The following is a 13,786-nucleotide window of genomic DNA, read 5'->3' as shown; positions in this document are numbered from 1 at the left end:
CTGTATATTTAATTGACATTGAATATGACTGAGGTACAGATTCAACGTTAACCGTCACTACATCGCTTATATGGGCATTTGTGGCGTTCTCGATGCATTGTTACCTGACCAATACTAACGCCTGTAACAAGCCCTCTAGCGTCTACAGTAGCAATAGATTCATCATTCGATCTAAAGACAACAGGAGCGCCATCCGTAATATCGACTTTACAAGCATTGCCCCCTACTACTCCATTAACAACATCATCATTGACTGTATTAATCGAATCTTTCTCACAAGTCAGATTGACGATTCCTTCCCTGCTGAAATCATCTATCCCAGTTACCTTGAACACCTGACCATTAACAAAGAACCTATCATCAATTTTAACGTTCAGTTCATTTGTTCTATTTGATAAATGAACTTGTATCGTACCGTCAGCGATAGATAACACCTGTCCAGATGATACGCCTAAATTACCAACAGTAATATAACAATCCAGAGCGTAGAATCGACATTGTGAATTGATAATGATGGTATGAGGAAGTAGTCGCATAATCCCTTTGAATTTGTTATATCGCTTTGATGATGCTCGGTTATGATCATACACCGCTGTCCAGCATAATCCACTACGTCACCACGATGCAAATTAGAGAGCGAGGAAATTTCTTATCGTCGTAATTCTGTTCCATATTCGTATTCGTGATAATGGCTCGTGTTGTTGTAGATGATTCGTTGACAACTACATTGCTACCCATTTCAGAAAGTAAGAACTCAAAGTCAGTTGTATCGGATAGATTAACCAAATTGACCATTTATAGCACCCACCTTATAAATTGAAAAGCATAAAAGTATTTGTAGTACTTGAATCATCGGATACCGACATCATGCGAATTTGACGTTCTAACTGGTCTATGCGGTTTTGAAGCGATTCTGCAAAATCTGAAACGGAAATATCGTCCTCTTTGTAGTTCTTCATGAGTCGGGTTATTTGCAACACTATTAAGAATAGCCAATGCTGCTGAATAGATTTTACGTTTGTTTGAATTAGATTGAGGATCGTATCCATCTGTATCAGTTAAACCTGATTCAGCGAGGTAGATGGATAATTCAGTTGGCAAGAGTATGATTCCTTTTGTTTCAAGCTGTAAGCGTTCTAAATTTGTCATTGTGATTGCTCCTATTATTTTGGTTTTTGGGTAAAGAAAAACCGCCGTTGATTGGCGGTTGAAATTGAGGTTAATTTAATATTGAAGAGTCTGGGTTAGGATTAGCTATTTCCATTACGAATGCATTTTCAATTGTACCCTCCATATTTACAGTAATGTCTGCTAGAAAGTGATTATATGCACCATAGTAGTTGAATCTAATATCCAATGGATAGTCTGGATTCTGCTTCTGTATCTCAACAGAAAATTTCTCCATGAGCTTCTGTTTCAAATCGCCTAATTGATTTAGATATTCGAAAAAATCTTCTAAATCCTCTGCACTACTTCCATGAGCATTAGCATGAACATATACAGTATTTTCTGTTGTTAATGTTTTATGTTCAATTTTAAAAAGTGACTTGAAATTAGGATATTCCTTTTCAATTTTTACTAAATCATTTTTTTGTTGTTCTAGTAACTTATCCTCAGCTTTTTTATTGACTGCTTTGACTTGGTTATGAGATAGTATGAACTTACTTTCTTTTATGTATGAAATTCCATTATATAGGAATCCGTCGGTATTAATTTCAGGTTTATCACTGATAAACAGTGTAACATCTGAATTTTCGAATGATATGGACTTCGTTTCATCATTCCAAATAGGAAAGACTTCATATTCTCTAGCACCATCTCGAAGCGAAAGATAGATTTCATTTTTAAATCTAATTGCAGGGTGCTCTCCATCTTCCATATATTCTTCTAATACCTCTATATCATCTTTTTCAATCGGAACTCGAGTTCCGATTTCAACTCTCTTTAATTCTTCGTTCCACTTCACAGGAGCACCCAACAAATCTCCTGTAATTTTAAGCGGCACATATGTATTCCCATTGTAATTCATGAAGGGAAGGTCATCATTTTTAAACTCTTTTCCGTTAACTAACACTGGAAATTTTAACTTTGTTAAAATATACTCCTTCGCGGACTCAGCAAAGACTGTAACGCTAGTCATTAGTAAGGCTCCAGCAATAAAACCGACTGCGTATTTTCTCATTCCAATCCCCCCCAATTCATTTCTCCATTTGTTATGGTAGCACAATCACAGAAGTAGTTCTGTCGAACTATGTCGGAATGAGAAATAAATTAGGATAGTGGTCTAAAAGTTGTAGAAAAATGAAGAAAAAGCACTCTTAGAAAAGTGTATATTTCTACTTCGTATCAAGTGATTTAATATTTAATCAATTCATCAATAGATGGGTAATTTCTTGGCTTCACTTGACCTTCTGCAAAATGGCACTCAAATCACTGGAATTCAGTAGGGTAGATATACCTATCAACATACCGCTGTAAATTGCCACTAAAATCATCAATACTGCCATCAAAAATAGTATCAATGAACAATTTAGCATCATCATCATTTCGAATGTAATACTCAAACGCTTCATAAGTTTGACTTCAAGATTCTTGAGTCATGAACCAGACATAATTGAGAAGTCCCTGTTTACCGCCGTTGTCAATCGTGTTAAAAAACATTGCATTAACTTCTTCGGCGGTCATTTCATTCATGTCCTTCACTTCAACGTCCATTGTCATAGTCAATACTACTGCCAAAATTAAATCTCTCCCTTTGAATTGATGTAATTTGTAATGATTCTTACACGTTGCTGGCGTAGGCCTTCAATTTCAAGCATAATGGCTTGTCTACGCTCTCTTGAAGTATCTTTATGCCCATGTTCCTTGGCTAACTCTAAATGGACTTTCATAACCTTAAACAATTGATCAAATGTTTCATCGTCCATAACCCACATTAAGCGTTTCATACTAATCGCATTCTCCAACTATTCTTTAGCCATGTTGTTCACCGTCTTACAAGTCGATGGAATTCAGCGGATTGTGTTTATTATCCAATTCCTTCAATTCTGTAGCAAACAAATTGACATACCTCTGTGTCATAGCCAATTGACGATGCCTGAGCATTACAACCTGTCCCGAGAAAGAAAAATGATAATTGTGTGGTTCCTGTAGGCGTTAAACGAGCGTGAGCGCTCTTTAATACGCCGATAGTAATTTAGCATTTGCTTTAGATGATTGTCGTTGAAAGTTTGAATTTGAATATCCTCTTTGACGAACATTAACCCTTTAATCGTATTTGCCTTAGGTTCAATTACTTCCGATTCTTGAAGGTAGTTAAAGAAAATCTTTAGAGTGTGGAGTTTCGAATTACGGGTGGTTGGATTATTGTTACGTTCCTTTTGGCAATGTAAAAGATACGACTTCACATTACTCTGCCTAACATCGTGAACATTAACAATCTCCTGTGAAGCGCAGAAGTCTTGAAATTCGTTCAAGGTCAACAGATACGAAGCGATTGTTTTTGGGGATAAGTTACGGTATTCACGAACATCCTTAAAGTCAGAAATAGCGAATCGTAATAACACGAAAAAACCACTCCCTAATCAGAATTGTGTTCTGAATAGAAAGTGGTTTCATTTATCAGAATCGCGTGAAGGTAATCACACTATCTAAATTCACCATCATAAATCGTTGAAAAGTAAGTTATGGTGCGGTAGAGAGGACTCGAACCTCCACGGGCATACGCCCACTACCCCCTCAAGATAGCGTGTCTGCCATTCCACCACTACCGCACATTTAGGGTTATTGCCATCCTTCATTCATACCCGTCCTCTTCATGAAAGAAGAAAACTGGTGAGCCATGAAGGACTCGAACCTTCGACACCCTGATTAAAAGTCAGGTGCTCTACCAACTGAGCTAATGGCTCTCATGATGATTGAAACCAACTCATAAGAGCTGTTTCATTCCAAGAATGGTTTGGTGACCCGTAGGGGATTCGAACCCCTGTTACCTCCGTGAAAGGGAGGTGTCTTAACCCCTTGACCAACGGGCCATATTCTACTTTCCAACAGCATTCGCTCTTGAGCGACAAGATTTATTATATCAACTCGTCCTCAATATTGCAAGCATTTTTTCTTGCTTTCTTCCCGCCATCACTTGGCATCTTATCCCCTCAATAGATCATGAGGCAAATAAAAAAGACCGCTGAACGGTCCTGCCGTTACTCGTGATGTCTTGGAAATAATGTGGCGGAGAAGGAGGGATTCGAACCCTCGCACCACTTACGCAGTCTAACCCCTTAGCAGAGGGTCCCCTTGAGCCACTTGGGTACTTCTCCAGAGAATGGCTCCCCGAACAGGACTCGAACCTGTGACAACACGGTTAACAGCCGTGTGCTCTACCAACTGAGCTATCAGGGAACAATCAAAGCGAACAATTAATAATTTATCACGCCTTGTCCTTATTGTCAAGCATAAGTAATATTAATTTTCCACGGCAATTGCCGCACGCATAGCGCGCAGGATTCATTCTTCGTTTGCGCAAATATTCCATGCCGCAGCTCCCGCATTTTAGCTTGTATTTGTAAGCGACAGCCTTGCTCTGCGCCCTCTCCGGAAGCGTCTGACAATATCGGGACCCGCCCACATGCGCCAGCAAGTGCTTGAAGTCCTGATCGCGATGTCGGTATCCCCGGTTTAATAGATGGAGATGATAATGGCACAGCTCGTGCTTGATGATTTTCTCCGTCTCCTCCGCCCCGAAGGCTTGCAACTGATGCGGACTGATCTCGATGTCGTGCGAGCCCGTAAAATAACGTCCTCCAGTCGCCTTTAAACGCGCATTAAATGTAGCCCTGTGGAGAAACGGCCTGCCGAAGCATGCCATCGATACCCGCTCCACCCATTGCTGCAGTTGTTTATTATCCATCGTTATACTCCCCCAAACTACTTGAATTGTAACGCTTTTATAGGCTACACTGTCAAGTAGGAATCAGGATGCGAAAGCAATTCATGTAAAGGGGAGAGCAATACAATTATGGCAACGATGCGCTACGTAATAATGAAACAGCAGGACGAGATCAGCTTCGTGGAGATGCCGCAGTCACACGCCTACCAGCTTAGTGCGCTGAACTTGCGTCTTCATAAAGAAATCGATAAATTGACGGCAGAGGGCGTTCCAGCCTTGCCTTATGCCATCGCGGAATGCGACAACGTCGATCTGCATGACAGGAGCGTTAATATCCACCATGGACTAACCTATATGAATGAGCTGGAGCAGAGCTTCGCTTCCATCCAGGAGAAGTCCTACCCTCTTATTTCCCTGCTTACCGAGATCCGCGCTCTTCAAGCGCAGTTGGAGCAATGGTACGAAGAGCTGGAGGAAGAGGAGCAGGCAGGGCTTTAAGTTGAGGCGAGCAATACAGGAATGCAGGCTGCACGAAAAATAGATGCTTGTAAGAAGCAGTTATTCACAGTTATTTGCAACAGACATGCACAGAAGCCCTCTCTTGCCCATATGGTAATAGAACAACAGGTTAAGGCGCGGGAGGTGGACGATGCGCATGCCACAGTGGCTTTGCAATCAACTGATGCGGGCATTCCTGCAGAAGGACCGGCGGCAGATCAAGCTGTTGAACGATTGCTGGTATTTCTACCGGACGAAGCAGACTCCGAAGAAGCAGAGTGAAACGTTTATACCGTAAGAAATTCTTCTATCGAAGCCTTTCGAGGAAGTGCGATCTGAATGCTTGTCAGAGCGGAATCGCTTCGCAAGCATCAGGTTGGTTATATCGCTAACATGATATCGAGCATCTCGATAAGTGAACCTCTCGTCAATGAATTGACAAGCTTCTCAAATCATCGGGACTCGTAACCTCGTCCCTCCTTGAAGGCCAGTTCCTGGCCTGCTGACAATTGATGCAACAGCGTACATTCGCTTTATTCGTTGCATCGGGTTACGCTCACAGCTTAGTACGTCGGGTAGCTTGAACATTTTACTTGACAAAGCCATTCTTGTCACAACCGCATATGTTCAGTTTTCAAGGTGCGCACAAGTAAATTATAGCACATTTGTTTGCCCTTGTTTCCCCGCAAGAGGGATTTCGGGCAAAGCGGACTTTCATCTGCTCCATTGAAAGGAGAGGATTCCCGTCCGCTCGTCCTAAAAATCCATATACAGTAAAAAGTCGGCCTCCTTCATGCAAGAAGGGGGCCGACTTATGGTTGCTCACTTGTATCCGTGCGAGACGAGAGGCACTGTGAGGGACTACGTGACCGTTCTGAGCGATAATCCCAGTTACATTCCGTTAAAGAACGAGATGTCCTCTACCGCCAGACGTGTCGTAGGATGTCCTGGAGCAGCGGCCTTGCCGATTGGCAGCATCAGCGTCGGCAAGTAGCGGTCAGGAATGCTGAACATAGCTTTCACTGCGTCACGGTCATAACCGCCCATCGGAACAGTATCATAGCCTTTGGCACGGACTGCAAGCATGAGCTGCATAGCTACAAGTCCTGTGTCGAAGACGACAATTTCCTTCAGACGCTCATCCGGAAGACCTTGATACAAATTGGTGGAGTTGGCAATCATCGTGTTTTTGATCTCTTCCGTCATGTAGCCTGCAGCAACCGCCGAGCTGTAAATTTCTTCAGCGCGCTCGTACATCTTCAAGTCAGCCATTACAATAACGATGGCGGAAGCCTCGGCCACTTGCTGCTGATTCCAGGCGATCGGGAGCAGCTTCTGTTTCAGTTCCGCATCCGTCACGACAAGAAAACGCCATGGCTGCATGTTGGATGAAGACGGCGCCTTCGTTGCCGTAGCCAACAGCTCGCGAATTTCCTCTTCCGGTATCACATAGCTGCTGTCATATTTACGAACGGAACGGCGCCCCTCCAGCACATCGATAAACGCCGCAGCTTGTTGATTTATTTGTTCCTTCATTTCCACTGATGTTGTCATTTTATATCCTCCTCAAAACTTTTGTTGAATTTCAACCTAACTGTAACTTTCATTTTTACAGTATAATCGCCCTTCGGAGGAATGTCAATTAACTAACTAATTGAAATTAGGTAACAAATTTTTGAAATCAACTCACTCTATACGGCTCCTATTTGGCGTTTGGCTTCTTCATCGTCAAGCTGACGCGGCCTTTCTTCACATCTGCGCTGAGCACCCATACCGTCACATTGTCGCCGACGGACACGACGTCCATGGGATGCTTGACGAATCGGTCGCTGAGCTGGGAAATATGGACGAGTCCGTCATTTTTGATGCCGATGTCGACGAATGCTCCGAAGTCTATGACATTGCGCACTGTGCCCTGCAGCTCCATTCCGGGCGTCAAATCTTCAATATTCAGCACGTCGGTATGGAAGATAGGCGGAGGAAGCTCCTCGCGCGGATCGCGTCCCGGCTTCAACAAGCTATCGACAATATCCCGCAGTGTAGGCACGCCTACGCCGAGAGAGGCCGCCGTTGTCTCCACTTCGATTGCCGTCAGCTTCTCCCGCACACTGTCCGACCGCAGATCGTTCAGCTTCAGTCCGAGCTGCTTGAACAGCTCATCGACGACTGCATACGATTCCGGATGAATCGGCGTATGATCCAGCGGGTTGACTGCTTCCGGTATGCGCAGAAAGCCGATGCACTGCTCATAGGACTTTGCTCCGAGCCGCGGCACCTTCTGCAGCTGCGCCCGCTTCTGAAAGCGTCCGTTCTCTTCGCGGTACTTCACGATATTCTTCGCCACCGTAGCATTGACCCCTGCAACGTATGCGAGCAGCGACGCCGACGCCGTGTTGACATCGACCCCGACATGGTTAACGGCGGATTCCACGACGCCGCCCAGACTCTCATCCAGCCGCTTCTGGCTGACGTCATGCTGGTACTGACCGACTCCGATTGCCTTCGGTTCAATCTTGACGAGCTCGGCCAGCGGGTCCTGCAGGCGGCGAGCAATGGAGACTGCGCTGCGCTCCGCTACGTCCAGCTTCGGGAATTCCTCCGCTGCCAGCTTGGATGCAGAATACACGCTCGCGCCCGCTTCATTGACGATAATATATTGCAATTCGGAGGATACGCGCTTGCTGATCAGACCGGCGATGAACTGCTCCGTCTCGCGCGAAGCCGTGCCGTTGCCAATGACGATCAGCTCGACCATATACTTGTCAATAAAGCCGCCAACCAGCTTCTCTGCTTCGGCAACCCGATTGTTCGGTGGCGTCGGATAGCATACCGCCACTTCCATCAGCTTGCCGGTATCGTCCACGACCGCCAGCTTGCAGCCGGTGCGGTAAGCCGGGTCGACACCAAGCACAACTTTGCCTCGTACCGGAGGTTGAAGCAGCAGATTGCGAAGATTCTCTGAGAAAATCGTTATGGCATGCTCCTCCGCCTTCTCCGTCAGCTCTGCCCGCACCTCACGCTCGATTGATGGGGCGATCAGCCGCTTGTAAGCATCTTCGATGACCGCTTCCAGCGTCTGGCGCACCTCTGCCGCCGTTCCGTTCCTGAGCAGCTTGCGCTTCATATGGTCATGGATGCGCTCCACAGGCGTATCGAACGATACGCGCAGTACTTCTTCACGCTCGCCGCGATTAATGGCCAGCACGCGATGCGGCGGCAGCTTCCGCACAGGCTCCTGATAGCTGTAATACATCTCGTATACGGATTCTTCGCCCCCATTCTTAGCTTCCGTACGAAGCAAAGATTGATCGAAGGTGAATTTCCGCACCCAGGAGCGGATCGCCGCGTCATCGGCGAAGTTCTCCGCCAGAATATCCATCGCCCCTTGCAGAGCTTCCTCTGCTGAAGACACTCCCTTCTCGTCATTCACATAGGAAGCGGCTTCCGCTAACGGATTGCCTTGGCGCGGCTGCGCCCACAGCCACTGAGCGAGCGGCTCAAGCCCCTTCTCCTTCGCCACGCTGGCGCGCGTCTTCCGCTTCTGGCGGTAAGGGCGGTACAGATCCTCGACCTCCTGCAGCTTGACGGCCCGCTCAATACCTGTTCGCAGCTCGTCCGTAAGCTTGCCCTGCTCATTGATCAAGCGAATAACCTCGCGCTTGCGCTCCTCCAGATTGCGCATATATTGCAGCTTCTCCTCGATAAGCCGCAGTTGATTCTCATCCAGCTCTCCCGTCATCTCTTTGCGGTATCGGGCAATGAACGGAATAGTGTTGCCCTCGTCCATCAGAGAGACTGCCGCTTTCACTTTGCTAATGGGAATACTGCTCTCGGCGGCTATGCCGCTCATGATTCTGGCGAGCTCAGCCGCTCTCTCTTCATCCGATAATTGCACCTTGCCGTTCGTCTCTTGCTCTATCGTATGCGTCAATGGGATTGCACCGTCCTCTTTAGAATAGTCAGTGAAGATTAGAGAAGCATCCCCTTCCTGCTCGGTCGGGAATGCTTCCGGTTATGCCGTATAGGGATTGTTCGCCATCTCGTAGCCGATCGTCGTCCGCCCCCCATGGCCGGGATAGACAATCGTATCGGCGGGAAGCTTGTACAGCTTCAGACTAATGGAATCGTAGAGATCGCGCTCCTTGCCTCCCGGAAGATCCGTCCGGCCGACCGACTGCCTGAACAGCACATCTCCCGAGAAGAGATGCTGCCCGCACAGGAAGCTTACACTGCCGGGAGAATGCCCCGGCGTATGCATGACCTGGAACGAATGTCCAATGAAGTCCAAGGTCTGTCCCTCGTCAAGCGCATATTCTGCAGGATCCGTCGATAGCGGTGGCGTGACATCCTGCCAGCGCATGGACCCGTTCTTGCGAGGATCGGTTAGCCAATCCGCTTCCAGATCGTGAATATAGACCGGCGCGTCGGAGAGCTTGCGAACGTCGTCGACTCCGCCCATATGATCGAAGTGAGCGTGCGTCAGCAGGATCGCCTCCAGCTTCACACTCTTCAGCCGTTCCGCCAGCCTTCCCGCATACATGCCGGGATCGATAATAATGCCCCGCTCCTGTTCCCCGTCTGTCACGGTGAGCAGATAGCAGTTCGTCTGCAGTGGTCCCAAGGAGTAGGCTTCTATGTTGAATGTCGCTTCCATCGTCATCGGTTAGAAGCTCTCCAGCAGCTCGCGCAGCTCTTGCACGACAACCGCCTGATAGCCGGGACCATCTCCATAACGGCGCATCATCTCCTGGCGCGTCTCCGCCAGCTTGTCCTGATAATCAGCCGCCTCGCGGTCGGGATTCGCCGTCTTGAATGCGATCATGGCTTCCTGCACATGCTTCGGACGCGGCCCCCATTGGCCCAGCACCGCGCCGCCGGTGTCGGCGAAGATCACGATCGGAATCGATCGGCCGCCCATTGTCAGGTACTGGTCCATCGTATCCAGATGATCCTCCATCACAAGCACCTCGGTAGGGATGCCGGATACCTCCAGTGCGCCGAATACGGCCGGCACATTGCGCACCACGTCGCCGCACCATTCCGCCATCAGAATGAGGCAGCGAAGGTCGTCCCGATTGTTGAGCGACTCGAAATATTCCCGGTCATCGGCGCTCGGCCAGCTGAATTGCTCCATCCAATCGACGAATTTTTCTTTGTTTTTCGTCATGCCATCGAGAAATTGCTGCGGGCTTATCCCTTTGCCAAGCTTGTCCGCAATGCTTTTGCTCATTGCTATCCCTCTTTCCATCACTATGTATGTGATCCATTATACTAGAATTTTCTTGCTCTGCGAATATACAAGTAAATAACGACGATAACGACTAAAGCAATGACCCCGTATACAATGTTGGAGTAGACATCCATGAACGACACGATATCGCTCCAATTGTCCCCCACCGTCGTGCCCAGCATGACCAGGATCGTATTCCATATTAGCGTGCCGATCGTTGTGAAGAACAGGAACGGTGCGAGACGCATGCCGGACATGCCGGCGGGAAGCGAGATCAGACTTCGGATCAACGGAACCATCCTGCACAGGAATACCGCCCAATAGCCATACTTGTCGAACCAGGCATCCGCCCTGCGAATATCCTCCTTCTTCACCCGCAGAATACCGCCCCAACGGTCGATAATCCGCTCCAGACGCTCCACATCAAGCCAGCGCCCGATGAAATACAAGATGATGGCGCCAATAAGCGAGCCCATCGTCGCCACGATGATGACGCCGAGCGGCGTAAGCGACGTGTTGATCGTCATGAAGCCTCCGAATGTCAGAATCACCTCCGAAGGAATCGGCGGAAAAAGATTTTCCAGCGCAATCATCAGCAAAATGCCAAAATACCCGTACTGCTCCATAATATCGGTAATCCAGTTCTCCATTCCTTACCTCCGCTACCATAATACCAGCCTTTACCCCCTGCTATTTTACCATATCATGAGCACCCCCTTCCACAATTGTCCTTGTTCGTCATCGCTTGCTTCAGCCAAGTGACCATTCCGGACTTCCATGCATATGGATGGAATAGAGAGGAGCGACGAGTCCATGAATCCGAATGGTCAAAAACATCAGCAGCAGTTGCCCACTGCGCGCAAAGTGCGCAGGGCATGCCAGAACGAGCTGTATCGGACGGCCAAGCGTCTGAAGCACTGGGTACCCAAAGACAAAATGGAAGCGGCAGCAGAGCTCTATTTCAAAAAAGTGCTGGCCAATATGGCCTGGATTGTAGAGCATCAAAACAACCGTAGAAAGCAGGCGGACTGGTGGGAGGAGCATGTCGCTCCGGAAATCGCCGAGCTGTGGGACATCGATCGGGAACGATTATGCGAAGCGTTCAGGGATGCCTATGGCGGGTAGATGGCAAGGAATGCGGCTGCGTCACGGCCAAAACATGAAAAATCCGGGAAGCATCAGACGTAATCATCGCTGTGCAGCCCGGATTTCGCAGTCTATTCCTTAGATTCCATCAATTGATCCACCGAAACCGTCTTTGTATTGACGGGGTTGTTGCCCACTGTCACCGTGGCCATGCCGTTCGCCTCATCCACATTTTCAATCCAGACGGAGTCGCCCTCCAGATGAACGGGAATCGTCCCTTCGAACTGATAGATCTCTTTCGCACGCTGTACATCCATTGCCTATTCTCTCCCCCTATTCCTCTTCCATCGTATCTGTCGTCGTCTCTTCAATAAGGCCGTTATGCATCGTCACGTTGCCGCCGCCCAGCCCTTCATTGATCATGCGGTCCACATCCATAAAATAATCGTCGCGCCCTTCCACATGCGGCTCCTCCGCTTCCTTCTTCGGATCAGCGGACATGGCTTCATGCTCTCTCATGGAATCCCTCCTGGTCGTAGTCAATCGCCTTGCCTTGACCACAATATGCCCTCAGTCCGACTGTTTCATGCATACTTTACAGCAAAGGAGACACGATGTGCATGACGGCTTCCGCCAGCTTCTGCTTCATGGGACGTGCAGAGAAGGCTTCGGCATCCATTTTTGCGGATTCCTGCAAATCCTGCATAAAATCGTTCTCCAGACGGGAAATGACCGCTTTGTCGAACAGCAAGGCAAGCAGCTCATAATTGCTGTAAAAACTTCGCATGTCCAGATTGGCTGTCCCGACGGAGGCCAACATCTCATCGATAATCACGACCTTGCTATGGATAAAGCCCTTGCCATACCGATATACCTTCACGCCCGCCTCCAGCATATCTGTCATATGGGACAGCGTAGCCAGCAGGACAAGCTTGGAATCGCTTATGCCGGGAATGATGAGCCGCACATCGACGCCGCTTCGCGCTGCGATGCGAAGCGCCGAGGCAATTGCGGGGTCCGGGATGAAATATGGCGTGGCCGCGTATATTCTCGTCGTGGCAGCTGACATAGCGGCAACGAGCACTTCCACAATTTTCTGATCCTCCATGCCCGGTGTGCCGGGAACGATTATAACTTCTCCGCCTGTCTCGTCCTGATGCGTCTGCTCAGGCATATACGGCGCGGGGTCCCGCCATACTTCGCCGGTCGTCATGCGCCAATCGCTCATGAACAGACGCTGCAAGTCATAGACGGCTTCACCTTTCAACTGCAGATGGGTATCCCGCCAGAAGCCAAGCTTCGGGTCCAGTCCGATATATTCTTCTCCGATGTTAATCCCGCCCAGGAAGCCCGTTGCGCCGTCCACGATCACGATTTTGCGGTGATTGCGGTAATTGAGCCTGCGACGAAGCACCCCTGCAGCAGGCGAGAAGCAATGCGCTTGTCCCCCGGCTCGCTTGAGCTCCCCTATAAATTGCCGATCAAGATGCATGCTGCCGATGCCGTCATAGAGCACGCGCACCTCCACACCTTTGCGCGCCTTGTCGATCAGCGTTCGGAGGAACCGCTTGCCCACACGGTCGTGACGAATCGTGTAATAATCCAGATGAATATGATGCCTGGCCCGCTTCATCGCAGCCTCGATCGCATCGAAGGTCGCTTCGCCATCTGTCAACACTCTGCACCTATTGCCGGTTCGCAACGGGAATGGCGACAGCCTCTCCAGTACATGAAGCAGACGCTGTCGATAAGCTTCCTCCTTACAGGATGTTGATATTTCACCGTCCGAGTCCTTGATCTTACGCCCCTCGCCTACGTGCTCATAGCGCTCCAGCCGCCATCTGCCGCGCTCTCTCCTCTTGACATAAGGACTGCCAGCCAGCCAATAGGCGGCAAAGCCGAGAAAGGGGCATAAAAGCACAATGAACAGCCATGCGGTCATATGAGCCTGCCTGCGGTATTCCAATAGCAGAATGACCGCGATCTGCAGAATATAGGCGATAAAAAGAACAGTCAGCCACGCAGCCATCATGCCAACACCTCACCTCTCCGCTTTGCCGCCATTAGCCACAGCTTAGTTTAAG

Annotated in this window: 18 protein-coding genes and 5 tRNA genes; 3 read left to right on the top strand and 20 right to left on the bottom strand. The window is 48.6% G+C overall.

Annotation, left to right across the window (positions count from 1 at the left end):
* Positions 1–47: 47 nt before the first annotated feature.
* The 12 genes from M6D81_RS10855 to M6D81_RS10800 form a co-directional block, all read right to left on the bottom strand.
* A complete protein-coding gene (locus tag M6D81_RS10855; protein ID WP_262676904.1) occupies positions 48–590 on the bottom strand; it encodes an Ig-like domain-containing protein in 543 nt (180 codons plus the stop codon).
* A gap of 259 nt (positions 591–849) precedes the next feature.
* Positions 850–1,149 carry a hypothetical protein gene (locus tag M6D81_RS10850; protein WP_317259111.1) on the bottom strand — a complete coding sequence of 100 codons (300 nt, stop codon included), beginning with the start codon at positions 1,147–1,149 and terminating at the stop codon, positions 850–852.
* A 70-nt stretch (positions 1,150–1,219) separates the two neighbouring features.
* Positions 1,220–2,182 carry a copper amine oxidase N-terminal domain-containing protein gene (locus M6D81_RS10845; RefSeq protein ID WP_262676903.1) on the bottom strand — a complete coding sequence of 321 codons (963 nt, stop codon included), beginning with the start codon at positions 2,180–2,182 and terminating at the stop codon, positions 1,220–1,222.
* Positions 2,183–2,583: 401 nt separating this feature from the next.
* Complete coding sequence (locus M6D81_RS10840) at positions 2,584–2,739, bottom strand: hypothetical protein (RefSeq protein WP_262676902.1); 156 nt, start codon at positions 2,737–2,739, stop codon at positions 2,584–2,586.
* A gap of 2 nt (positions 2,740–2,741) precedes the next feature.
* On the bottom strand, positions 2,742–2,948 hold the full coding sequence (locus tag M6D81_RS10835) for a hypothetical protein (RefSeq protein ID WP_262676901.1): 207 nt from the start codon (positions 2,946–2,948) through the stop codon (positions 2,742–2,744).
* A gap of 156 nt (positions 2,949–3,104) precedes the next feature.
* Positions 3,105–3,566 carry a site-specific integrase gene (locus tag M6D81_RS10830; RefSeq protein ID WP_262676900.1) on the bottom strand — a complete coding sequence of 154 codons (462 nt, stop codon included), beginning with the start codon at positions 3,564–3,566 and terminating at the stop codon, positions 3,105–3,107.
* Positions 3,567–3,687: 121 nt separating this feature from the next.
* A tRNA-Leu gene (locus M6D81_RS10825) sits at positions 3,688–3,773 on the bottom strand.
* 59 nt (positions 3,774–3,832) lie between these two features.
* Positions 3,833–3,908 (bottom strand) — tRNA-Lys (locus tag M6D81_RS10820).
* A gap of 51 nt (positions 3,909–3,959) precedes the next feature.
* Positions 3,960–4,034: transfer RNA gene (locus M6D81_RS10815), tRNA-Glu, on the bottom strand.
* A gap of 194 nt (positions 4,035–4,228) precedes the next feature.
* A tRNA-Ser gene (locus M6D81_RS10810) sits at positions 4,229–4,319 on the bottom strand.
* Positions 4,320–4,325: 6 nt separating this feature from the next.
* Positions 4,326–4,401 (bottom strand) — tRNA-Asn (locus M6D81_RS10805).
* A 28-nt stretch (positions 4,402–4,429) separates the two neighbouring features.
* A complete protein-coding gene (locus M6D81_RS10800; protein WP_262676899.1) occupies positions 4,430–4,909 on the bottom strand; it encodes a SprT family protein in 480 nt (159 codons plus the stop codon).
* 108 nt (positions 4,910–5,017) lie between these two features.
* On the opposite strand from M6D81_RS10800, the gene M6D81_RS10795 reads away from it, so the two are divergent.
* Positions 5,018–5,386 (top strand): hydrolase/acyltransferase, encoded by a 369-nt coding sequence (locus M6D81_RS10795; protein WP_262676898.1) that lies wholly within the window; start codon positions 5,018–5,020, stop codon positions 5,384–5,386.
* 157 nt (positions 5,387–5,543) lie between these two features.
* Positions 5,544–5,684: a cortex morphogenetic protein CmpA gene (cmpA, locus tag M6D81_RS10790; protein WP_262677051.1), complete on the top strand. Its 141-nt coding sequence runs from the start codon at positions 5,544–5,546 to the stop codon at positions 5,682–5,684.
* 593 nt (positions 5,685–6,277) lie between these two features.
* On the opposite strand, the gene M6D81_RS10785 is transcribed toward cmpA, so the two are convergent.
* The 5 genes from M6D81_RS10785 to M6D81_RS10765 form a co-directional block, all read right to left on the bottom strand.
* On the bottom strand, positions 6,278–6,940 hold the full coding sequence (locus M6D81_RS10785) for a nitroreductase family protein (protein WP_262676897.1): 663 nt from the start codon (positions 6,938–6,940) through the stop codon (positions 6,278–6,280).
* 148 nt (positions 6,941–7,088) lie between these two features.
* Positions 7,089–9,317, bottom strand: coding sequence for a Tex family protein (locus M6D81_RS10780; RefSeq protein ID WP_317259110.1), 2,229 nt, complete (start codon positions 9,315–9,317; stop codon positions 7,089–7,091).
* Between the two features lie 81 nt (positions 9,318–9,398).
* Positions 9,399–10,046, bottom strand: coding sequence for an MBL fold metallo-hydrolase (locus M6D81_RS10775; protein ID WP_410795718.1), 648 nt, complete (start codon positions 10,044–10,046; stop codon positions 9,399–9,401).
* Positions 10,047–10,049: 3 nt separating this feature from the next.
* Complete coding sequence (locus M6D81_RS10770) at positions 10,050–10,616, bottom strand: thioredoxin family protein (protein ID WP_262676896.1); 567 nt, start codon at positions 10,614–10,616, stop codon at positions 10,050–10,052.
* A 41-nt stretch (positions 10,617–10,657) separates the two neighbouring features.
* Positions 10,658–11,266 (bottom strand): DedA family protein, encoded by a 609-nt coding sequence (locus tag M6D81_RS10765; protein WP_262676895.1) that lies wholly within the window; start codon positions 11,264–11,266, stop codon positions 10,658–10,660.
* Between the two features lie 163 nt (positions 11,267–11,429).
* Here M6D81_RS10765 and M6D81_RS10760 point away from each other — a divergent pair, with 163 nt between their 5' ends.
* Positions 11,430–11,741 carry a dehydrogenase gene (locus tag M6D81_RS10760; RefSeq protein ID WP_262676894.1) on the top strand — a complete coding sequence of 104 codons (312 nt, stop codon included), beginning with the start codon at positions 11,430–11,432 and terminating at the stop codon, positions 11,739–11,741.
* A gap of 92 nt (positions 11,742–11,833) precedes the next feature.
* Here M6D81_RS10760 and M6D81_RS10755 read toward each other — a convergent pair whose 3' ends face one another.
* From M6D81_RS10755 to cls, 3 genes are all read right to left on the bottom strand, one after another.
* The gene (locus tag M6D81_RS10755) at positions 11,834–12,019 is read right to left on the bottom strand and encodes an H-type small acid-soluble spore protein (protein WP_262676892.1); all 186 of its coding nucleotides are present in this window, start codon (positions 12,017–12,019) and stop codon (positions 11,834–11,836) included.
* 16 nt (positions 12,020–12,035) lie between these two features.
* Positions 12,036–12,221 (bottom strand): hypothetical protein, encoded by a 186-nt coding sequence (locus M6D81_RS10750; RefSeq protein WP_262677060.1) that lies wholly within the window; start codon positions 12,219–12,221, stop codon positions 12,036–12,038.
* Between the two features lie 76 nt (positions 12,222–12,297).
* Positions 12,298–13,734, bottom strand: a complete 1,437-nt coding sequence (gene cls / locus M6D81_RS10745) for a cardiolipin synthase (RefSeq protein ID WP_262676891.1) — start codon at positions 13,732–13,734, stop codon at positions 12,298–12,300.
* Positions 13,735–13,786: the final 52 nt, after the last annotated feature.

Source organism: Paenibacillus sp. J5C2022 (assembly GCF_025567625.1).
Lineage (GTDB): Bacteria > Bacillota > Bacilli > Paenibacillales > Paenibacillaceae > Pristimantibacillus.
The sequence above is the reverse complement of the archived record's forward strand: the minus strand, read 5'-3'. Positions and strand labels throughout refer to the sequence as shown.